The sequence below is a fragment of the Allomuricauda sp. MMSF_3307 genome (genome assembly GCF_030733585.1).
Lineage (GTDB): Bacteria > Bacteroidota > Bacteroidia > Flavobacteriales > Flavobacteriaceae > Flagellimonas.
On record NZ_JASHIQ010000002.1, the window covers coordinates 460,608 to 481,397 of the forward strand.

A 20,790-nucleotide genomic window follows, 5' to 3' on the forward strand; every position below is an offset into this window, starting at 1 on the left:
GATTTAAGATTCAGGAGACAAGAATCAGGACTTACTTTAAACCATCTTGAAACCTTGAAATCATTTTCTGTAGTTGTTGAATTTTAGATTCTAAAAGTTCAAATTTTTCTTTTGAAATATAATTCTGACCCGATGCAACAATTAATTGCGTTTCCCACTCAAAACTAGAACCAAGGCTATTCTCAATATATTTGTTGAAATGCTTGTTTGTTGATTTACTGGTTCCCTCGGCTATATTTGAAGGAATAGAAACAGCGCAACGAATTAATTGTGAAGAAAGGTTGAATCTTTCCACATCGGGAAATTCATCAATGATTTTATAGGTTTCCTTCACCAGGTCCATTGCTTCTTGCCAGATTTTGAGTTTTTTGAAATTATGTCTTCCCATCATCTTGGTTCTTGTTTCTTGACTCCTGGTTCTCGCGATTAGTTCAAAAACTCAAATATTCCCGCCGCTCCTTGGCCAGTACCCACGCACATGGTTACCATGCCATACTTTCCTTTCATGTCGCGTTTTCGCATCTCATCAAAAAGTTGAACGGATAATTTGGCCCCAGTACAACCAAGGGGATGACCTAGTGCTATGGCTCCACCGTTAACGTTTACGATGTCTTGGTTGAGTCCCAACTCGCGAATTACCGCCAAGGATTGTGAAGCGAAGGCTTCGTTCAATTCGATAAGGTCTATTTGGTCTTGTTTCAATCCAGCCTGTTTTAGGGCCTTTGGAATAGCTTTTACGGGGCCAATTCCCATAATTCTTGGTTCCACACCTGCAGCGGCATAATTCACCAATCGGGCAACAGGTTCTAGATTCAGCTCTTTTACCATTTCCTCGCTCATCACCATTACAAAGGCCGCGCCATCGCTCATTTGGGATGAATTACCTGCCGTAACGCTTCCACCTTCGGCAAATACGGGTCTCAATTTGTTCAAGGTTGGGATGTTAGTCCCTTTCCTTGGACCTTCATCTTTGTTGACCGTGTAGGTCTTTGTCTCTTTCTTTCCTGCCTCGTTCACAAAGGTGTGTTCCACCTCAATGGGCACGATTTGGTCCTGAAAACGATTTTCCTCCTGTGCTTTCAGCGCTTTCATATGGGAGTTGAAGGCGAATTCGTCTTGGTCTTCACGGGAAACTTTGAATTGCTGGGCCACAGCTTCGGCTGTAAGTCCCATGCCCCAGTAGTAATCCTCATGACCTGCCTTAGCAGTAGCGTAATCCGGGGTAGGTTTGTAACCTCCCATGGGAATGTAGCTCATGCTTTCTGCACCACCTGCAATGATGCAATCCGCCATTCCTGATTGGATTTTCGCCGTAGCAATGCCAATGGTCTCCAATCCAGATGCGCAATAGCGATTCACGGTCACCCCGGGGACATCTTCGATGTTCAATCCCATCAGGGAGATGAGCCGTCCCATGTTCAAACCTTGTTCGGCTTCGGGCATGGCATTTCCAACGATAACGTCATCAATACGCTTTTTGTCGAGCTGGGGCAGCTCGTTCATCATGTACTCGATGGTTTCGGCGGCCAGTTCGTCAGGTCGCTTAAACCGAAACAGTCCCTTTGGCGCTTTGCCCACGGCTGTTCTATATCCTTTTACTATGTATGCTGTTTTCATTCTTTCTTTTTGATTTTTAGATTCAAGAACCAAGAGTCAGGATTTTAGGTCTTGGCTCTTTTGTCTTGATTCTTGTGTCTAATTTCTCAAGGGTTTCCCCGTTTTCAACATGTGCTGGATGCGTTCCAATGTTTTTCTTTCGGTACAAAGGGATAAAAAGGCTTCCCGTTCCAAATCTAAAAGATATTGTTCGCTTACCATTGTCGCTTCGGAGAGGTCGCCGCCAGCCATGACGTAGGCCAATTTATCGGCAATTTTTTTGTCGTGTTCCGAAATGTAGTGTCCCGCTTCCATAGAATCGGTACCTACCAAGAACATACCTAAAGCTTGTTTTCCAAGCACTTTGACATCCTTGCGCTTCACAGGTTTGGTGTAGCCTGCATCAGCCATGATTTTCGCATAGGCTTTTGCTGTTGCTATCTGACGGTCTTTATTGACCACAACCACGTCTTTTCCTTTTTGAAGGATACCCAAATCGAAGGCTTCGTAGGCCGAGGTAGATACTTTGGCCATACCGATGGTCAAGAAATACTCCTGAAGCACATTGAGCTCCACATCATTTTTTCGGAAGGTATCCGATGCACGGAGCGCCATTTCTTTGGAACCGCCGCCACCTGGAATCACGCCCACACCAAATTCCACTAATCCAATATAGGTTTCGGCCGCGGCCACTACCTTATCAGCATGAAGCGAAAGTTCGCAGCCTCCTCCCAGGCACATACCGTGGGGAGCAGCTACGGTTGGAATGGAACTGTAGCGCATGCGCATCATCGTATCTTGGAACATTTTGATGGCCATATTGAGCTCATCGTATTCCTGTTCCACAGCCATCATAAAAATCATTCCGATGTTGGCGCCAACGGAGAAATTGGCCGCTTGGTTTCCGATAACCAAACCTGCAAAATCCTTTTCGGCAAGGTCTACCGCTTTGTTCAAACCGGCGAGTACGTCGCCACCAATGGTGTTCATTTTGGACTGGAATTCACAGTTTAGGATGCCATCACCCAAATCCTCAATAACCACACCGCTATTTTTAAAGACCTCCTTGGTTTTTCGGATATTGTCCAAAATAATAAAGGCATCCTGACCTGGAACTTTCTCCATAGTCTTCGTGGGAATATCGTAGAAATAGGTGTTGCCTTCTTTAACGGTGTAGAAGGAATCCATTCCCGCTGCTTTCATCTCCGCTACCCAAGGGGCTGCTTCCAGACCTTCTGCCTTGATAAATTCCAAACCTTTGTCGAGTCCCACAGCATCCCAAATTTGGAATGGCCCGTGTTCCCAACCAAAGCCGGCTTTCATGGCGTCATCTATTTTGTATAATTCGTCCGTAATTTCTGGAATACGGTGGGTCACGTAGGCGAATAGGGCTCCAAAGCTCTTACGATAGAATTCTCCGGCCTTGTCCTTACCATCAACCAATACAGGAAAACGGTCTATGACCTTATCAATGGTCTTGGTGAGTTCCAAGGTTGCAAATTTTGCACTCTTTTTGGAACGGTAATCCATGGTATCCAAATCCAAGGTCAGGATTTCACTCTTGCCATTGTCTCCTTTTACCTTTTTGTAGAATCCTTGTCCGGATTTACTGCCCAACCATTTATTGTCCATCATGGTTTGGATAAAATCGGGCAGCTGGAACAGTTCATGGCGTTCATCGTCCTTGCAGTTCTCATAAATACCATTGGCCACATGCACAAGAGTGTCGAGTCCAACTACATCAACCGTACGGAAGGTGGCGGATTTGGGTCGACCAATAACTGGACCTGTCAGCTTATCCACTTCCTCCACCGTCATGCCCATTTCCTTAACGGCATGGAACAGACTTTGTATACTGAATATTCCGATTCGGTTACCGATAAAAGCTGGGGTGTCCTTGGCAACCACTGAGGTTTTGCCCAAGAATTGTTCCCCATACCCATTTAAGAAGTCCAATACATCGGCCGATGTTTTTGGTCCAGGTATGATTTCGAAAAGTTTAAGGTAACGTGCGGGATTGAAAAAGTGGGTGCCGCAGAAGTGTTTTTGGAAATCCTCGCTTCTTCCTTCGCTCATGAATCGAATCGGGATTCCCGAAGTGTTGGAAGTAATCAGCGTTCCCGGTGTACGGTGCTTGTCCAAGGTTTCGAATACTTGTTTTTTAATGTCCAAGCGCTCCACGACCACCTCGATGATCCAATCTACATCCGCTACTTTGGAAATATCGTCTTCCAAATTCCCGGTAGAGATACGATCTGCAAATTTTTTATGGTAAATAGGGGAGGGTTTGGATTTGAGGGCGGAAGCCAAGGAATCGTTTACCAATCGATTACGGACCACCTTATCTTCCAAGGTAAGTCCTTTGGCCTTTTCTTGGTCGTTGATTTCACGGGGAACAATGTCCAAGAGCAATACCTCGACCCCGATGTTCGCAAAATGGCACGCTATGCCACTTCCCATAATTCCGGAACCGATTACGGCAACTTTGTTTATATGCCTTTTCATGTGCGCGTTTGAAATTTAATTATTAGTTGTTTTTAGATAGATTTTCTTGTCTGAAATGAGTTTGTTGATGGTTTCTATAACTTTAAAGAAACCCGATAGGTCCTCTTGCGAGGTATGTTCTTTGACAACCTTGTTAAAACGTAGTACCACTTCTTTGGACTCTTCCCTTTTTTCCAGTCCCAGCGGCGTCAAGTAAATTAGGACTCCACGTCCGTCGTTAGGGTTACGTTTTCGTTGTATGTATCCTTTCTCTTCAATATTTTTCAATATTCTGGACAAACTGGTCGCTTCCATCCCCATTTTTGGTCCCAAGGTGGTACTGGGCGTCCCACCTTTAGGATCAATGCTCAACAGCGTAAAGCCTATGGCCATGGTGAGCCCATAGTTTTTGGCCTCTTCGTTGTACATTTTACTGACAGCTTGCCAAGTAGCCCTAAGGGCGTGATCAATGGTCAAATCTTTCATGGAACTGGTTTGGTGTTCTCAAATATATAAAAATTTATTATGCATGCATAATAAATTTAGGTTAAGTGCAACTAAATTTTCTTCCAAATGGAAGCATGGTATATCAGATATTATTTTTGAGATACTCTGATTGACACCATCGTTTTGAAAACTCTAGACGAACTAAGGCTAAATCACCTGTTTAATTTGGTTCAAAGCGTCGCTATAAGTTGATAAGATCGCATGGATTCAAACTAAAAAACCAACGGATTTCCGTTGGTTTTTTTATTACTGGCAACTATCATTTGAGAGATGCTTCATCCCGATAGCTTTCGGGACGTTCAGAATGACAGTCATTTTTGGAACCTTCTTTATTGAATATAATAACGGTACATGAGATTTCTCACATTCGTTCGAAATGACAATTAATCAGTAATTATTGCTCACTGCTCACTGCTCACTGCTCACTGTTAACTGATCAATGTCCGTAAATATCGTTGTAAAGTTCGAGGTACATTTCCTTGATAGGCTTACGCTTGAGCTTCATGGTTGGGGTTAGGTGTCCATCTTCCACGGTCCAAATATCGGGGGTGAGCCTAAATTGCTTTACCTTTTCCCATTTGGCAAACTCTTGGTTTGCCCAATCCACTTCTTCTTGGAAACGTTCAATCACCTTTTCATTTTTCACAATATCGGCATTGGAACCCAGTTCCAATTTATGCCGCTTGGCCCATTCCTTGACAAAGTCAAAATTGGGCTGGATAAGGGCAGCAGGCATTTTTTCACCTTCGCCCACGACCATGATTTGCTCTATAAAACGGGATTGCTTAAATCGATTCTCCAACAACTGCGGAGCTACGTATTTACCACCAGAGGTTTTGAACATTTCTTTTTTGCGGTCCGTGATGCGCAAAAAGCCTTCGGTATCTATCTCACCGATATCCCCGGTATGGAAATACTCCCCGGTCATCACTTCCGCTGTTTTTTCAGGATCTTTGTAGTAGCCCATCATCACATTGGGCCCCTTGCACAGGATTTCACCGTCTTCGGCAATTTTCACCTCTACACCATCAATAATTTTTCCAACCGTGCCTATCTTCCAACCTTTGTTGCGCTGATCGTTCACGGCAATTACGGGAGATGTCTCGGTGAGTCCGTAGCCTTCCATGACGGGCATGTCGGCAGCAGCAAAAACCCGTGCAAGACGCGCTTGCAGGGCTGCGCTTCCAGAAACCATTACGGAAAGGTTGCCTCCCAAACCTTCTTTCCATTTGCTGAAAATAAGTTTGCGTGCCAATCCCAATTTCTTTTCGTACCACCAACCATTGGCACCGTAAGGCTCAAATTTAAGCCCGGTTTCCACAGCCCAGAAAAACAATTTCTTTTTGATTCCGGTAAGTGCTGCCCCTTTTGCAATAATAGCGTCGTAAACCTTTTCCAAAAGTCGGGGCACAACGGTCATCACGTCCGGTTTTACTTCTTTTACGTTGTCACTGATCTTATCCAGACCCTCGGCAAAGTGAATCTCAATACCGCAATATTGGTATAGGTAAAGAATCATACGTTCAAAAATGTGGCAAACTGGCAAAAAGCTCAATGCGGTGCCCCCGGTTTCAAAAGGTACCCTCACTTCGCTCGATATTACATTGGATACAATATTGTTGTGGGAGAGCATTACGCCCTTGGGTCTACCCGTAGTTCCCGAAGTATAGATCAAGGTGGCCAAATCTTCGGCCTTAACGGCTTTCTTTAATGCTTCCACTTCATCCTGATTGGAGGTATCACTCCCCATTTCAAGCACTTCTTTCCAATTTTTGCAATCCTTCAGTTCGTCAAAAGAAAAGACTTCCTTCAGATTTTTTGCCTTGGATTGGATGGACTTTACCTTTTCAAAAACCTCTTCGCAGGAGACAAAACATAACTTAGCCTCTGAATGGTTCAAAATGTACTCATAATCATCTTCGGAAATGGTGGGATAAATAGGTACGTTCTGTGCCCCGATTTGAAGAATGCCAATATCAATAATGTTCCATTCCGTTCGATTGGTCATGGAAATGATGGCAACCTTGTCGTTGGGTTTAATGCCCATCCGCAGCAAAGCGCGGCTAACCGCATTGGCCTTATCCACATATTCCTGTGTGGAGGTCGCTATCCATTTACCGTCACTTTTGGTGACCAATGATTTTGCTAAGGGATACTTCTCAAGTTGATAGTATGGGAAATCAAATAATCGGGTAACAGTTTGCATAGTAAGTTTGTGTAAAGCGTTTGCAAAATAGCAAATCAGACTTTAAGAATGAAACAGATTTAACAATTACCTAAGGTAAATTTTACCAATTTCCCAATTTATTGCCGAAAGTAACCCTGTGGATTTTTAATCTTCCAAGTTCTCCAACCAAACTCTCGCATTCACAAATGCTTGAAGCCAAGGTGAAACCACATCCGTTCTATCCTTTGGATAGTGGGCCCAATTCCAGGGGAAGGTAGACCGTTCAATATGGGGCATGGTCACCAAGTGCCTACCTGTTTTGTCGCAAAGCATGGCCGTATTGTAATCACTTCCATTGGGATTCGCCGGGTAGCCCTCGTAGCCATATTTGGCCACAATGTGATATTGGTCCTCTGCATGTGGCAAACTGAACTTGCCTTCACCATGGCTTATCCAGACACCCAAGGTAGTACCCGCCAAATTGGACAGCATCACCGAATTGTTTTCTTGGATTTTGACAGAGGTGAAGTTGCTCTCGTGCTTGTGCGAATCATTGTAGGTCATTCTACCATGGGTTCCGTGTTCCGGGTTGATGAGGTCCAGCTCCATGAACAATTGGCAACCATTGCAGATTCCCACCGATAGCGTATCAGGTCTCGCAAAGAAATATTTAAGGGCTTTGTTGGCCTTTTCATTGTATTTAAAGGCACCTGCCCATCCTTTGGCACTTCCCAATACATCGGAGTTGGAGAAACCGCCCACAGCACCAATAAACTGGATGTCTTCCAAAGTTTCACGGCCTGTAATCAGGTCGGTCATATGCACATCCTTCACATCAAAACCTGCCAAGAACATGGCGTTGGCCATTTCGCGCTCGGAATTGCTTCCTTTTTCGCGGAGAATGGCTGCTTTGGGTCGATGACTGAGCGTAGTCGAAGTCATCGGGAACTTGCCGTCAAAATCTTTTGGAAAAACATATTGGAGCGGCTGCTCTTTATAATTGTCGTAGCGATTTTTGGCCAAACCGTTGGCAGTTTGTTTGTTGTCCAACAGGTAGGAGGTTTTGAACCAAGTATCCCTCAAAGAAGCAATGTTCAGTCCTATTTCAACGCCGTTGTTTTTGATGTTCAAGGTGTTTTCCGATGTTGGTATACCGATTTTGGTAAATTCAATACCTGCAGCTTTCAGTTCATCTTCCACCGAATCATCTTTGGCTTGGAACACCACACCACTGTTTTCTGAGAACAGAAGTTTGATGATGTCAGCTTCGCCCAAACTGGACAAATCCAAATCAGCTCCCAAATCAGTATCTGCAAAGCAAAGTTCCAACAGGGTGGTAATCAAACCACCTGAGGCTACATCGTGACCAGCCAAAACCTGACCGTTTTTAATAAGCTTTTGCAAGGTGTTGAAAGCACTCTTCAAGTAGTTGGCATCCAGAACAGAAGGTGCTTCATCGCCAATTCCGTTCAAAATTTGGGCGAACGATGAACCGCCTAATTTATGGCTGTCCTTGGACAGGTTGATGTAATAAATGTCACCGCCATTCTTTTGCAGCACAGGCTCTACCACTTGGTTGATGTTGTCGCAATGGGCCGCAGCGGAGATGATGACAGTCCCCGGGGACAATACTTCCTCATCCTTATATTTTTGTTTCATGGAGAGGGAATCCTTTCCAGTGGGCACGTTGATGCCCAAATCGATGGCAAATTGCGATAAGGATTCGACCGCGGCATACAATCGGGCATCCTCACCTTCGTTTCTGCAGGGCCACATCCAGTTTGCGGATAGCGAAACAGATGTAAGACCATTCTGTAAAGGTGCCCAAACAATATTGGTCAAGGATTCCGCTACGCTGTTTCTGCTTCCTGCCACCGGGTCGATCAACGCAGAAATAGGGGAGTGCCCAATACTCGTCGCAATACCTTCTTTTCCTTTAAAATCGAGGGCCATCACACCACAATTGTTTAAGGGCAACTGCAATGGTCCCGCACATTGTTGCTTTGCAACGCGACCGCCCACACAACGGTCAACCTTATTGGTCAACCAATCCTTGCAGGCTACGGCCTCCAATTGCAATACTTGCTCCAAATACTCATGGAAATGCTCCAAGGAGTAGGCCAGGGCCGGATATTTTTGTTGGGAGGTCTTGTCCGCCATGATGGTTTTTGGCGAACTCCCGAACATATCGGAAAGTTCTAAATTCATCGGGGTTTCGCCCGTGGTCCCTGAGGTAAATTTAAAGGTATGGTCGCCCGTAACCTCGCCTACATTGTACATGGGAGAACGCTCCCGGGCCGAAATTCGGTCCAAAAGGTCTAGGTCTTTCTCTCCGATGACCAAGCCCATTCGCTCTTGGGATTCATTGCCGATCAATTCCTTTTTGGAAAGGGTAGGGTCGCCCACAGGCAATTTATCGGTATCGATGGTGCCTCCTGTTTCCTCTACCAATTCGGATAGACAGTTCAAATGTCCGCCAGCACCGTGATCGTGAATGGAAACAATGGGGTTATCGTGACTTTCAAACAAGCCTCGGACAGCGTTCGAAGCTCTTTTTTGCATTTCTGGGTTGGAGCGTTGCACGGCGTTCAATTCGATGGCGGAGCTGAATTCCCCGGTATCTGCGCTAGATACGGCAGCACCGCCCATCCCGATGCGGTAGTTGTCCCCACCTAGAACGACTATTCTGTCTCCTTTGCTTGGGGTATCTTTTAAAGCTTGGTCGGTTTTTCCATAACCAATACCACCCGCCATCATGATCACTTTGTCGAAGCCCAACTTTCTGGCCTCTTCTTGATGCTCAAACGTCAATACTGAACCTGCAATCAATGGTTGACCGAATTTGTTGCCAAAATCGGATGCCCCATTGGAAGCTTTGATCAAAATATCCATGGGTGTTTGGTACAGCCAATCCCGCTCTTTCATCGCTTTTTCCCATGGACGATTTTCTTCTAAACGGGAATAGGAAGTCATGTAAACCGCGGTTCCCGCCAAAGGCAATGATCCTTTTCCGCCTGCTAAACGGTCCCTGATTTCCCCACCAGAACCTGTTGCAGCACCATTGAAAGGCTCTACGGTAGTCGGGAAATTGTGGGTTTCGGCTTTTAGGGATAAAACGGAATCAAATTCCTTTTCTTCGTAAAAGTCAGGTTTGTCTGCACTTTTTGGTGCAAACTGAATAGCTTTTGGACCTTTGATGAAGGCCACGTTGTCTTTATAGGCCGAAACAATATCGTTGGGGTTGGCTTCTGATGTTTTTTTGATCAGCTTGAACAGGGATGAAGGTTTCTCAACCCCATCGATCACAAAAGTGCCATTGAAAATCTTGTGGCGGCAGTGCTCGGAATTTACCTGACTGAAGCCAAAGACTTCGGAATCCGTCAACTTGCGTCCTAATTTCTTCGCCAATCCTTCCAGATAGGCCACCTCTTCCTCGCTGAGTGCCAATCCTTCTTTTTCGTTGTACGCTGCAATATCATCAATCTCCATAATAGGCTCAGGAACAATGTTGATGGTGAAAATATCCTGGCCCAAACTGGCGTATTTTTGGGAGAGCATCGGGTCAAAATCGGTATAATCTGCTGAAACAGCGCGGAATTCCTCAATTCGGATAATCCCCGAGATGCCCATGTTTTGGGTGATTTCGGTAGCGTTGGTACTCCATGGCGTAACCATAGCGGCACGTGGGCCAACAAAAAAGGCGTCGAGTGACGCCGCTTCAATCTTAGGCTGGTTGCCAAACAACCATGTCAGTTTGTTCGTGTCTTCCTGAGTGATTTCCTGAGCGGTTTGGACGGCAAAAACCTTGGTCGCCTTGTCCCCAAAAAAATGGATCATACAATCTTTGCGTTGAACGGTTTAAGAAAGTGCAAAAATACGATTTTACGGCGTAATTCGAGATACCAAAGGCGGGTTTTGTTAACGAACCGCTGTTGATAGCGCATCCGTCAGATCAAAAGGGGCATCCGTCAATTCATCGTCCCAAAAACCCATTGATTTTCATACGTTTGATTTTGGTTCAACGAAATTGACATGAAATCCATCAAAAAAACGAAGTTTTCGGACAGGTTCATAGTAGGCATTTTGCTATTGATTTTGGGAGGTATTCTTTTGATGCTTCTGGATGATGACCCCAACTGGGTGGTTTTTTTCAAACATTTGATCAAAAATATCCTTCGGAATGTATTCTGATAGTCCATGAGGAAGGAAAGATTAAAGTTGTTTCACTATCTTAGAAGCATTATAGCTAACTCAAAACCAACCTTATGAAAACGACCAACCTCCTATTGTGCGGGATACTTCTTTTCGCAGGCATAATGACTGCCACAGCACAAAAAAAATACTCTAAAAGTCAGATTAAAAAGTTAAAGGCCGAAGTGGAAGCCCTTGTGGAAGCGAATCACAAGCAAACACAGGTCATGGTGGACAAAATTTTCAGTTTTGCGGAGCTTGGTTTCCAAGAAGAGGAAAGCTCCAAATACCTTACGGGCATTTTGGAAGAAAATGGTTTTACCATTGAACATTCCATTTCCAATATTCCCACGGCATGGTTTGCTACGTGGAGCAACGGCGAAGGCCCCGTGATTGCTCTGGGAAGTGATGTAGACTGTATCCCAAAGGCCTCACAGTATCCAGGTGTGGCCTATCATAAACCCATTGTGGAAGGCGCCCCGGGGCATGGTGAGGGCCATAATGCAGGTATTCCGTTGAACATCACCTCCGCTTTAGCGGTTAAGCAAGTGATGGAGCGGGAAGGTATCGGGGGAACCTTGGTGGTTTGGCCCGGTATCGCCGAGGAATTGGTCGCAGCCAAGGCTTGGTATGTGCGTGATGGTCTTTTTGATGATATCGATATGTGCATTTTTACCCACGTGAGCAGCAATTTGAGCGTTTCATGGGGACCTACCCGTGGTACGGGCCTAATTTCTGTGGAATATTTGTTTGAAGGCGAAGCAGCACATTCGGCCGGAGCTCCATGGCGAGGTCGTAGCGCCCTTGATGCAGCGGAGTTGATGAATATTGGATGGAACTACAAAAGGGAGCATCTGCACCCATTGAAGCGTTCCCATTCCATTTTTACGGATGCGGGCGACCAGCCCAATGTGGTACCTTCCAAAGCAGCTATTTGGTTCTATTTTAGGGACGTCACCTACGAAGGCATTATGGAAATGTATGCCGAAGCCAACGATATCGCCAAAGGTGCAGCTCTAATGACCGGCACAACCATGACCTCCCGCGTGTTGGGAACCGCTTGGCCAAGACATTTTAATAAGGTAATCGCCGAGACCATGTATGAAAATATCAAACAAGTGGGGCTGCCCAATTGGTCCGAAGCTGACCAAAAACTGGCCAAGGCCGTTCAAACGGAAATGAAGTCCAAAAAAATCGAGGGCTTGCCCACTGAATTATCAGAAATTGGACTGCCTGTCTTGGAACCCGTGAGTGGAGGTTCGGACGATATCGGGGATATATCTTGGAAAGTGCCTACGGTTACCATGCGTTTTCCGTCCAACATTCCTGGACTGCCGGGTCACCATTGGGCCAATGCCATTGCCATGGCGACCCCCATTGCACACAAAGGGGTAACTGCCGGTGCCAAAGCGGAGGCCATGACCGTGATGGATTTTCTGTTGAAACCGGAATTGCTCACCCAAGCTTGGGACTATTTCAATAATGAACAGACCAAGGAAACCAAATACGAGCCCATGATTGCTGCGGATGATATGCCGCCCACCTATTTGAACAAGGATAAGCAGGATATGTTTAGGCCCGCTTTGGAGGAATTCTACTATGACGAAACCAAGTACGATACCTATTTGGAGCAGTTGGGCGTGGAATACCCTACGGTGAAACAATAAGTAAATCATTTGTCATATCGAGCGCAGTCGAGATTTTAAAAGCGTTCTCGACTGCGCCTGTCTGACGACAAAGGCAGGTTCGAACTGACGAGTTAGATGTAAAGCGTGGTGCGGAACTGGTTTTGACATGAGCAACATGGTTGCGATTGAGAAATCTTATTTTCTAATTGGTTCTTGTAGATTTCTCACGCTCCCGTTTGGTGTGTTCGAGTGTTTACGGAGGGAACCTATCGAGAACTTTTTTCAGCAATCCATTTCCGAGCAAAGTTTAAATCACTTCTCGATACAATTTTGACTTCGTCAAAACCACTCGAAGTGACAAACAGTGCTAACCTGACAATCCGCACTAGATGCGTAATCCATGTTAGTCAGCCGTTCATCATGCCTTTTTCTTCAACAAAGCCATGTAAAACCCATCAAAACCGGTTTCTGAAGCGTAGATATTTCGTTCTTTGATGAACTCGAAATCCTTTCCATTTTCGGATTCCAAAAAGGTTTTGACTTGTTCGGAATTTTCTTGTGGAAGAATGGAACAGGTGGCGTAGACCATCTGTCCGCCTTTTTTGACCATTTTGCTGTAATTCTGGAGGATGTCCTGCTGCACGCCCATAATGCGTTCCACAAATTCGGGTTCCAATTTCCATTTGGAGTCAGGGTTCCTTTTAATGACTCCCAATCCAGAACAGGGCGCATCCAGTAGTAATCGGTCTGCGCTGTTATGCAATTTTTTGATGACCTTATTGGAATCGATGACCCGGGTTTCCATATTGTGTACCCCATTGCGACGTGCTCTTTTCTTCAGTTTTTTCAATTTACTTTCATAAATATCCAAAGCGATCAATTGCCCTTTGTTCTGCATTTGGGCTGCCAAGTGAAGGGTTTTTCCGCCTGCTCCGGCGCAGGCATCTACCACCCGCTGGCCCGGTTCCACTTCCAAAAAGGGGGCGACCAGTTGGGAAGAAGCATCCTGAACTTCAAACAATCCATCCTTGAAGGCTTGGGTAACGAAAACATTTTGGCGCTCAACGAGTTTTAGGGCATCGGGATAACCTTCAATAAATTCAGTGGCAATATCCTCCTTGGCCAAGAAGCTCTTCAACTGTGGTTTGGGAACTTTTAGGGTATTGGTGCGGAGAATGACATCGGCTTGCTGATTTTGAGCTGCAATTTCTTTGGTCCATAACTCACTGCCCAGTGATTTTTCTCCCAATTCATCCATCCAATCCGGGACGGATTCCCTGAACTTTCGGATTTTGGACAATTCATCAAACCGACCTTTTATGCGACGCTCCGGTGTGCCTTCCAATTGTTTCCAATCCGGGATGCGAATCCCGCGAAGCACACACCAAACCCCGAACAAACGGAACAAATGCTCTCTGCTATACGGCTCGTGCACTTCGGCAATTTCAGAGTACAGGCGTTTCCATCGAACAATTTCATAGGTGGTCTCTGCGATAAAGCCACGGTCGCGGGAGCCCCAGCGTTTATCATAGCGCAATACTTTTTCAATCACCTTATCGGCATATTCCCCCTCATTAAAAATCATATGGAGGGCATCAATTACGGCAAATACCAAGTTTCTGTGTAAACGCATCATCTTAAATAAGGTTGCAAAGGTATGATTTCTGCGTACTTTTAAGGAAAATAAATACCATGAGAGCCATTCTTTCCCTTTTTGTTGCCTTACTTATTATTTCTTGCGCAGAAGAACGCAAGGAGCAACCGTTTCAATCGGTAACGGTAACTCCTGTTTTTGAGGATTCGGTGAGTATCCGGGCCATTACGTTTCTGGATGGAAGAACCTTGGCATTTGCTGGTAGCAATGGAATATACGGCACGGTGGATGTAAATTCCAACAAAGTGCGAACCAATACGCAGTATTACGATTCCATCACCCCAAGTTTTAGGGCTGTGGGAGGCACCACTGAAGACTTTTTTATGCTTTCTGTGGAAAGTCCGGCGTTGTTGTACAAAACAGGGGAACAGGGCAAAATGGAATTGGTGTACACCGAAGCGGGCGAGGGTGTATTTTATGATAGCATGGCTTTTTGGAACGATTTGGAAGGCATTGCCGTGGGGGATACGGTAGATGGTTGTCTTTCCATCATCATCACTAGGGATAGAGGCAAAACATGGGGTAAATTAAGCTGCTCTGAGCTACCGGAGGGTATTGAGGGTGAAGGGGCCTTCGCAGCCAGCAACAGCAATATTGTGACGAAAGGGGATAAGGTTTGGATAGGCACCACAGCCGGCCGCGTGTATTTCTCCGGTGATAAAGGTGCAACTTGGTCCATCCAACAAACTCCCATTGTTTCTGCTGAACCGACCCAAGGGATCTATTCCATGGACTTTTTTGATGAAGAAGTTGGATTTGCCATTGGAGGCGATTACACCCAACCTGAATCCAATGTTGCCAACAAAATAAAAACCACAGATGGTGGGCAAACATGGCAGTTGATAGCTGATGGTGAAGAACCGGGCTACAAAAGTTGTGTGCAGTTTGTGCCCAATTCCGAAGGTAAGGGCCTTGTGGCCATTGGGTTTACGGGAATTTCATATTCATTTAATGGGGGTGAAACGTGGCGGGAACTAAGCGAAGAATCCTTTTTCACGCTACGCTTTCTTAACGATTCCACTGCTTATGCCGCAGGCAGCAAACGAATTGCGCGATTGGATTTTAAAAAATAGCAAACACATTTTTATCCGCCACCACGCCGTTTTCGGAATTCTTGAATCATTTGCCGCTTAAAGTCTTCTTCGGCCTTGACCAATAGGAGAACCTTTTTGGCGGGAATCACGGTTCTTAGTTTGGATAAAAACTCTTGGTCTACCTTTTGTTTTTCAAATTGTAGTTCGAGCAATCTGTCCAACAATCGTTCAGAATCAGTGTTGGAAAGGTCCTGTGCCCGTGCGATATTGACCTCTAATTCCGCACGTTCTTTGCGTCGGATTTCTTCCAGGTTATCCTCGTGTTCGTTGTAAATGGGCCAAAATTGTTGGGCTTCTTCGCTGGTCAACCCCACCCGTTCCGTAATAAAGGCCACTTTTAGGGTTTTGATGCGGTCTCGCACAGGCCCTTGTGCATGCATTAGAAAAGAGAAAAGCAATAGGGTGCAGCTTATGAGTGTTCGTTTTGTCATCATGGGGTCGCTTCTAAGTTTAATTCTTCAATATCTTCCACATTTTCATCCAAATAATCCATAAGGATGTCATCTTCCAAATCATCGGTCAACACATCGTTGAGTTGAATATCCGTTACGGAAACCACTTCGGCTATTTCATAGGAACTCATTTCTAGGTCGGTCTGTTCAAAATAGGCCTCTATTTCTGCATTGGCCAGATCATCAAAACTGATGGGCTCGGTATTTGGATTCCAGTTGATGCCAAACAACAGCACCATTAAGGCAGCAACGGCTGCGGCTCCGTAATAAAATTTACGGTTAGGCTTGAACGAAATCACCTTTGGCTCCTTCTCAACGGACTTGGACAAAATAGTTGGGGTAAGCCCATCCAAATAGCCATTGGGAATCACAAAACCATCGGTTTTGGGAATACGGCTTTCCGCTTCTTTCACCTCTTGGTCGTGGATTCTATCCATCAAACGGTCGTTGAAGCTTTCGAAGTAGCCCTCGGGAGTTTGAAAATTATTTTTTTTGTCCTTTTTCATATCGTTGTTTTGACTGCTGAATGTGCCAAAGGTTTAATTTTCCTTAAGATACGTTTCTATTTTTTTAACCGCCAAATGGTAGGAGGTCTTCAATGCGCCCACAGAGGTCTCCAAGGCTTCCGAAATATCTGTATACTTCATTTCCTGAAAATACTTCATGGTAAACACCAATTTTTGCTTATCAGGTAGGGTAGAAAGCGCTTTTTGCAGTTTCAGCTGTATCTCATCACCTTCAAAATACACATCTGCCTGCAGGTTTTCCACCATTCTGTCCTTCAATTCTTGGTCGCTGATTCCAATTTTCTTCGACCGTTGCTTCAAAAATGTCAAGGATTCGTTGGTCGCAATGCGGTACATCCACGAATAGAGCTTGCTGTCTCCCTTAAATTGGTCGATGTTCCGGTAGACCTTGATAAAAGTGTTCTGGAGCACATCGTCCGTATCGTCATGATTGAGTACAATCCTTCGGATATGCCAATACAAACGTTCTTTGTAAGTGTTTACCAACACCTCAAAGGCTTTTGCACGGCTGGCTTCCTGCTGGAGCTCTTGGACCAAAGTTTCCTCAGCGATCAATATTCTTATGTTTTGATGCTTAGACTAAGGTACAAGGAAAAGGTTTAATTCTTCAATGAACAATTTTCAATGAGCAATAAACAATAAGCAATTAACAATCTGCAATGGTTAAGGGATAAAGGGTAAAGGATTCAAAGGTGGGGCAATTGTCATTTCGAGCGCAGTCGAGAAATTTTTTGTTTGGGAGACAGAATAAAGGGTTCCGGGTATTTAGGAATATAAGAACTCCCTTTTTGACCTTAATTTCATGGATTATTGCGAATAAACACCTCTCGGTATTAAATCTAACAGGGGGCATTCTGAGCGAAAGGACGTTAAGAGTCAGAAATCCAAAAACCTAATTATCAAGTTATTTAGGAAGGAAATGATTGCATCTCCACCAATTTTTTATAGCTTTTCGCGGATTTCATGAGCTCTTCGTGGGTGCCTTGTTCCACAATTTCGCCTTTGCTCATCACCACAATGGTATCCGCATTTTGTATGGTGGACAGTCGATGCGCAATAACAATCGAGGTTCGGTTTTGCATCATTTTTTCCAGGGCATCCTGCACCAAACGCTCACTTTCGGTATCCAAGGCCGAAGTAGCTTCGTCCAAAATCATAATGGGTGGATTTTTGAGTACCGCCCTTGCAATGGACAAGCGCTGTTTTTGCCCGCCGCTCAATTTGTTTCCGCTGTCGCCAATATTGGTGTCATAACCATTGGGCAAATCCATAATGAAATCGTGTGCATTGGCCACTTTTGCGGCTTCCATAATTTCGTCCATGGTGGCATTTTCCTTGCCCAGAGCGATGTTGTTCTTGACAGAATCGTTGAATAGAATGGAATCCTGGGTCACCAAGCCCATAAGTCCACGTAACGACTTTTTGGTGATGTTTTTGATGTTGGTTCCATCAATCAAAATGTCACCTTGGTTCACGTCGTAAAAACGGGTCACCAAATTGGCCACGGTGCTTTTTCCACTTCCGGATTGCCCCACCAGTGCAACGGTTTTGCCTTTATCCACCTTTAGGTTGAAGTTTTTGAGGACATAGTCTTCCTCGTATTTGAACTTTACGCCTTTCAATTCAATTCCAGAAGTAAAGGATGATTTTTCTTCGGCTCCTTCCAAATCTTTGATGGGATTATCGGACTCAAGGATTTCCAGAACACGTTCTGCAGCAGCATTTCCTTTTTTGACCCCGTAGGAAGCTTTACTGATGGCCTTAGCCGGGGTTAAAATATTATAGGCCAGGCCCATGTAGGCAATAAATGAAGAGGCATCCAAAGTTTTATCCACCAATACCATTTTACCACCAAACCACAGCAACACGCCAATGACCAAAATACCTAGAAATTCTCCGGTGGGTGAGGCAAGGTTTTGCCTATTCAACAACGAGTTGGAAAAATGAAAAAAGCGGGTAGTCGAATGTTTAAAGGTCTGATAAAACCGGGATTCTGAATTAAAGGCTTTGATAACGCGAAGTCCGCCCAAGGTCTCCTCCACAATGGATAGGAACTCACCCTGTTCCTTCTGTACACGGTCCGATTTTTTCTTTAAGGATTTCCCGATTCGGGATATGATCATTCCCGCTACGGGGATAAAAACAAAAACAAAAATGGTCAGTTTTGTGCTGATGCCGAACATCACCAAAATCGTGAAGAATATGGTGAGCGGTTCACGCACGATCAACTCTAAAATGGACAAAAAGGAATGTTGTATCTCCAAAACGTCAGAAGTGATTCGTGCAATGACGTCCCCTTTGCGTTTTTCCGAAAAGAAGGAAATGGGCAGGTCCACAATTTTCTGGTACATTTTGTTTCGGATATCCTTGAGTACCCCATTCCGAAGAAAGGTAATGAAGTACATCGCCAAATAATTGAAAAGATTTTTCAACAAAAACAAAGCAAGTACCAATCCAATGACCAACACCAATCCTTTCATCTCATCATCACCAGAATAGGCGGTAACCCGATAGTTGATATAGTCCTGCAAATAATCCTTGAGCGAAGAAAAACCCTGATAAACGGGTTTGGTAAACACTTTCTGCTCTGGTTTGAACAGCACGTCCAACATGGGAATCAAGGCCGCAAAGGAGAGGGCACTGAAAAGCGCGTAAAGAATATTGAAAAAAATATTCAGGGCTCCGTATCGGCGGTATGGTGCCGCAAACCGAAGAATCTTTTTAAAGTAGTTCATTCACTTATAAATTCAGCTCTGAGAGGATACCATCTATTTTGGTTTCCAACTGCGAATTTACGGATTTATAATCTGCCGCCTTCTCCAATTTTGCATTTGTGCTGATGTAAAACTTCACTTTGGGTTCGGTTCCGCTGGGTCGGGCCGCAATTCGGGTGCCATCCTCCGTTTCGTAAATGAGCACGTTGGATTTGGGCAAGTGCAGGGTGTACTCTTCTCCTGTCTGCACATTTTTGACGATGGAGGTGTTATAATCCTCAATGTACAGCAGTTTGGAACCTTGCACGCTGTCCACAGGGTTTTCCTTGAAATCCTTCAGCATTTGTTTGATTTCTTCCGCACCACTCATTCCTTTTTTGGTGAGGGAAATCAGTTTCTCCTTGTAGAACCCAAATTCCACGTAGGCATCTATCAAATCCTGATAAAAAGAGCTACCATTGGCTTTGGCATTGGCAGCGATTTCACAGGCTAGTAGGGTAGAGGTAACGGCATCCTTATCGCGGACAAAGTCGCCCACCATGTACCCAAAACTTTCTTCGCCTCCGCCAATAAATTGGGAGTTGGGGAAGTCCTTGATCATTTTACCGATCCATTTAAATCCGGTCAGCGATGTTTTGAACTCCACTCCGTAGGCTTTTGCCATTTGCTGCATCATGGGTGTGGACACAATGGTAGTAGCGATGAACTCATTGCCCTTGAATCCTTTGGCCTTGTATTGGTCCAACAGAAACTTGGTCATGAGCACCATGGTCTGGTTCCCGTTCAGCAGTTCCATTTTCCCTTCGAGGTTGCGCACGGCGATGCCCAAACGGTCACTGTCCGGGTCGGTGCCCACAACCATGTCAGCCCCGATTTCCTCGGCTTTGGCAATGGCCATGGAAAGGGCTTCCGGCTCTTCTGGGTTGGGCGATTCCACGGTTGGAAAATCACCATCGGGCTTTGCCTGTTCCTCGATAATGGTCACGTTTTTGTATCCTGCACGCTTCAATACCTCTGGAATGGCAGTGATGGAGGTGCCATGTAACGAGGTAAACACGATTTTGAAGTCATCTTTACCTTTGGCTCCAAAGCTTCCGTTCTTTACCGATGCTTCAAAAAAGGCTTCATCCACTTCTTCATCAATGTGGTGGATTAACTTTTCATTCTTATCAAATTTGATGTCCTCAAACGAAAGGGCATTGATTTCTGCAATGATTTCCCCATCCTGAGGCGGTACAATCTGTCCACCATCGGCCCAATATACTTTGTATCCGTTGTATTCTGGAGGATTATGGGAGGCCGTAAGTACAATTCCAGCATGACAACCCAAGTATTTTACGGCAAAGGATAGTTCCGGAGTGGTCCGCAGATCGGAAAATAGATGCACTCGGATGCCATTGGCAGAAAATACATCGGCCACGGTTTTGGCCAAGGATTGCGAATTGTGGCGGCAGTCGTAGGCAATCACCACTTTTAAATCATCATCGGTGTACGATTTTTTGAGATAATTGCTCAATCCCTGCGTATTTTTTCCTAGCGTGTACTTGTTTATCCTATTGGTGCCAACGCCCATTACACCGCGCATGCCGCCCGTACCAAACTCCAAATCCTTATAAAAACGTTCCTTCAGTTCTTCGGGATCGTTATCCATAAGGTGTTTGATTTCCTTTTTCGTGTCTTCGTCAAAAAAGTCGGTTAACCAAGATTGCGCTGTTGCTGTAATGGAATCCATAGTTGTTTATCGTTGTTTAGATTTCTAAAATACAAAGTTTAGAG

General features: G+C 45.0%; 15 protein-coding genes. 3 read left to right on the forward strand and 12 right to left on the reverse strand.

Annotation, left to right across the window (positions count from 1 at the left end):
• Nucleotides 1-31: 31 nt before the first annotated feature.
• From RBB12_RS06450 to purL, 6 genes are all read right to left on the reverse strand, one after another.
• The gene (locus RBB12_RS06450; protein WP_313882851.1) at nt 32-391 is read right to left on the reverse strand and encodes a four helix bundle protein; all 360 of its coding nucleotides are present in this window, start codon (nt 389-391) and stop codon (nt 32-34) included.
• Nucleotides 392-426: 35 nt separating this feature from the next.
• Entirely contained in the window at nt 427-1,617 is a 1,191-nt protein-coding gene (locus RBB12_RS06455; protein WP_306013201.1) for an acetyl-CoA C-acyltransferase, read from the reverse strand.
• A 78-nt stretch (nt 1,618-1,695) separates the two neighbouring features.
• The gene (locus tag RBB12_RS06460) at nt 1,696-4,101 is read right to left on the reverse strand and encodes a 3-hydroxyacyl-CoA dehydrogenase/enoyl-CoA hydratase family protein (RefSeq protein WP_306013200.1); all 2,406 of its coding nucleotides are present in this window, start codon (nt 4,099-4,101) and stop codon (nt 1,696-1,698) included.
• A 15-nt stretch (nt 4,102-4,116) separates the two neighbouring features.
• Nucleotides 4,117-4,566, reverse strand: a complete 450-nt coding sequence (locus RBB12_RS06465) for a MarR family winged helix-turn-helix transcriptional regulator (protein WP_293282168.1) — start codon at nt 4,564-4,566, stop codon at nt 4,117-4,119.
• A 457-nt stretch (nt 4,567-5,023) separates the two neighbouring features.
• Nucleotides 5,024-6,793: an AMP-dependent synthetase/ligase gene (locus tag RBB12_RS06470; RefSeq protein ID WP_306013199.1), complete on the reverse strand. Its 1,770-nt coding sequence runs from the start codon at nt 6,791-6,793 to the stop codon at nt 5,024-5,026.
• A 126-nt stretch (nt 6,794-6,919) separates the two neighbouring features.
• Nucleotides 6,920-10,591, reverse strand: coding sequence for a phosphoribosylformylglycinamidine synthase (gene purL / locus RBB12_RS06475; protein WP_306013198.1), 3,672 nt, complete (start codon nt 10,589-10,591; stop codon nt 6,920-6,922).
• A gap of 195 nt (nt 10,592-10,786) precedes the next feature.
• Between purL and RBB12_RS06480 the strand changes: the two genes are divergently transcribed.
• A complete protein-coding gene (locus RBB12_RS06480) occupies nt 10,787-10,945 on the forward strand; it encodes a hypothetical protein (protein WP_306013197.1) in 159 nt (52 codons plus the stop codon).
• A gap of 74 nt (nt 10,946-11,019) precedes the next feature.
• Nucleotides 11,020-12,612, forward strand: a complete 1,593-nt coding sequence (locus RBB12_RS06485; protein WP_306013196.1) for an amidohydrolase — start codon at nt 11,020-11,022, stop codon at nt 12,610-12,612.
• A gap of 379 nt (nt 12,613-12,991) precedes the next feature.
• Here RBB12_RS06485 and RBB12_RS06490 read toward each other — a convergent pair whose 3' ends face one another.
• Nucleotides 12,992-14,206, reverse strand: coding sequence for an RsmB/NOP family class I SAM-dependent RNA methyltransferase (locus RBB12_RS06490; protein ID WP_306013466.1), 1,215 nt, complete (start codon nt 14,204-14,206; stop codon nt 12,992-12,994).
• 59 nt (nt 14,207-14,265) lie between these two features.
• Here RBB12_RS06490 and RBB12_RS06495 point away from each other — a divergent pair, with 59 nt between their 5' ends.
• Nucleotides 14,266-15,300: an oxidoreductase gene (locus tag RBB12_RS06495; RefSeq protein WP_306013195.1), complete on the forward strand. Its 1,035-nt coding sequence runs from the start codon at nt 14,266-14,268 to the stop codon at nt 15,298-15,300.
• 11 nt (nt 15,301-15,311) lie between these two features.
• Here RBB12_RS06495 and RBB12_RS06500 read toward each other — a convergent pair whose 3' ends face one another.
• The 5 genes from RBB12_RS06500 to RBB12_RS06520 all read right to left on the reverse strand — a co-directional run bounded on the left by RBB12_RS06500 (nt 15,312) and on the right by RBB12_RS06520 (nt 20,746).
• The gene (locus tag RBB12_RS06500; RefSeq protein ID WP_306013194.1) at nt 15,312-15,755 is read right to left on the reverse strand and encodes a hypothetical protein; all 444 of its coding nucleotides are present in this window, start codon (nt 15,753-15,755) and stop codon (nt 15,312-15,314) included.
• Complete coding sequence (locus RBB12_RS06505; protein ID WP_306013193.1) at nt 15,752-16,279, reverse strand: hypothetical protein; 528 nt, start codon at nt 16,277-16,279, stop codon at nt 15,752-15,754. The genes RBB12_RS06500 and RBB12_RS06505 overlap by 4 nt, the downstream gene beginning before the upstream one ends.
• A gap of 33 nt (nt 16,280-16,312) precedes the next feature.
• Entirely contained in the window at nt 16,313-16,855 is a 543-nt protein-coding gene (locus tag RBB12_RS06510; protein WP_306013192.1) for an RNA polymerase sigma factor, read from the reverse strand.
• Nucleotides 16,856-17,208: 353 nt separating this feature from the next.
• On the reverse strand, nt 17,209-19,035 hold the full coding sequence (locus RBB12_RS06515; protein ID WP_306013191.1) for an ABC transporter ATP-binding protein: 1,827 nt from the start codon (nt 19,033-19,035) through the stop codon (nt 17,209-17,211).
• Nucleotides 19,036-19,039: 4 nt separating this feature from the next.
• Nucleotides 19,040-20,746, reverse strand: a complete 1,707-nt coding sequence (locus RBB12_RS06520) for a phospho-sugar mutase (RefSeq protein WP_306013190.1) — start codon at nt 20,744-20,746, stop codon at nt 19,040-19,042.
• Nucleotides 20,747-20,790 lie beyond the last annotated feature (44 nt).

Excerpts from the sequence above, each read along its gene's own strand:
- RBB12_RS06450 (WP_313882851.1), bottom strand. The coding sequence starts at position 391 with ATGATGGGAAGACATAATTTCAAAAAACTCAAAATCTGGCAAGAAGCA.
- RBB12_RS06455 (WP_306013201.1), bottom strand. The coding sequence starts at position 1,617 with ATGAAAACAGCATACATAGTAAAAGGATATAGAACAGCCGTGGGCAAA.
- RBB12_RS06460 (WP_306013200.1), bottom strand. The coding sequence starts at position 4,101 with ATGAAAAGGCATATAAACAAAGTTGCCGTAATCGGTTCCGGAATTATG.
- RBB12_RS06465 (WP_293282168.1), bottom strand. The coding sequence starts at position 4,566 with ATGAAAGATTTGACCATTGATCACGCCCTTAGGGCTACTTGGCAAGCT.
- RBB12_RS06470 (WP_306013199.1), bottom strand. The coding sequence starts at position 6,793 with ATGCAAACTGTTACCCGATTATTTGATTTCCCATACTATCAACTTGAG.
- purL (WP_306013198.1), bottom strand. The coding sequence starts at position 10,591 with ATGATCCATTTTTTTGGGGACAAGGCGACCAAGGTTTTTGCCGTCCAA.
- RBB12_RS06480 (WP_306013197.1), top strand. The coding sequence starts at position 10,787 with ATGAAATCCATCAAAAAAACGAAGTTTTCGGACAGGTTCATAGTAGGC.
- RBB12_RS06485 (WP_306013196.1), top strand. The coding sequence starts at position 11,020 with ATGAAAACGACCAACCTCCTATTGTGCGGGATACTTCTTTTCGCAGGC.
- RBB12_RS06490 (WP_306013466.1), bottom strand. The coding sequence starts at position 14,206 with ATGCGTTTACACAGAAACTTGGTATTTGCCGTAATTGATGCCCTCCAT.
- RBB12_RS06495 (WP_306013195.1), top strand. The coding sequence starts at position 14,266 with ATGAGAGCCATTCTTTCCCTTTTTGTTGCCTTACTTATTATTTCTTGC.
- RBB12_RS06500 (WP_306013194.1), bottom strand. The coding sequence starts at position 15,755 with ATGATGACAAAACGAACACTCATAAGCTGCACCCTATTGCTTTTCTCT.
- RBB12_RS06505 (WP_306013193.1), bottom strand. The coding sequence starts at position 16,279 with ATGAAAAAGGACAAAAAAAATAATTTTCAAACTCCCGAGGGCTACTTC.
- RBB12_RS06515 (WP_306013191.1), bottom strand. The coding sequence starts at position 19,035 with ATGAACTACTTTAAAAAGATTCTTCGGTTTGCGGCACCATACCGCCGA.
- RBB12_RS06520 (WP_306013190.1), bottom strand. The coding sequence starts at position 20,746 with ATGGATTCCATTACAGCAACAGCGCAATCTTGGTTAACCGACTTTTTT.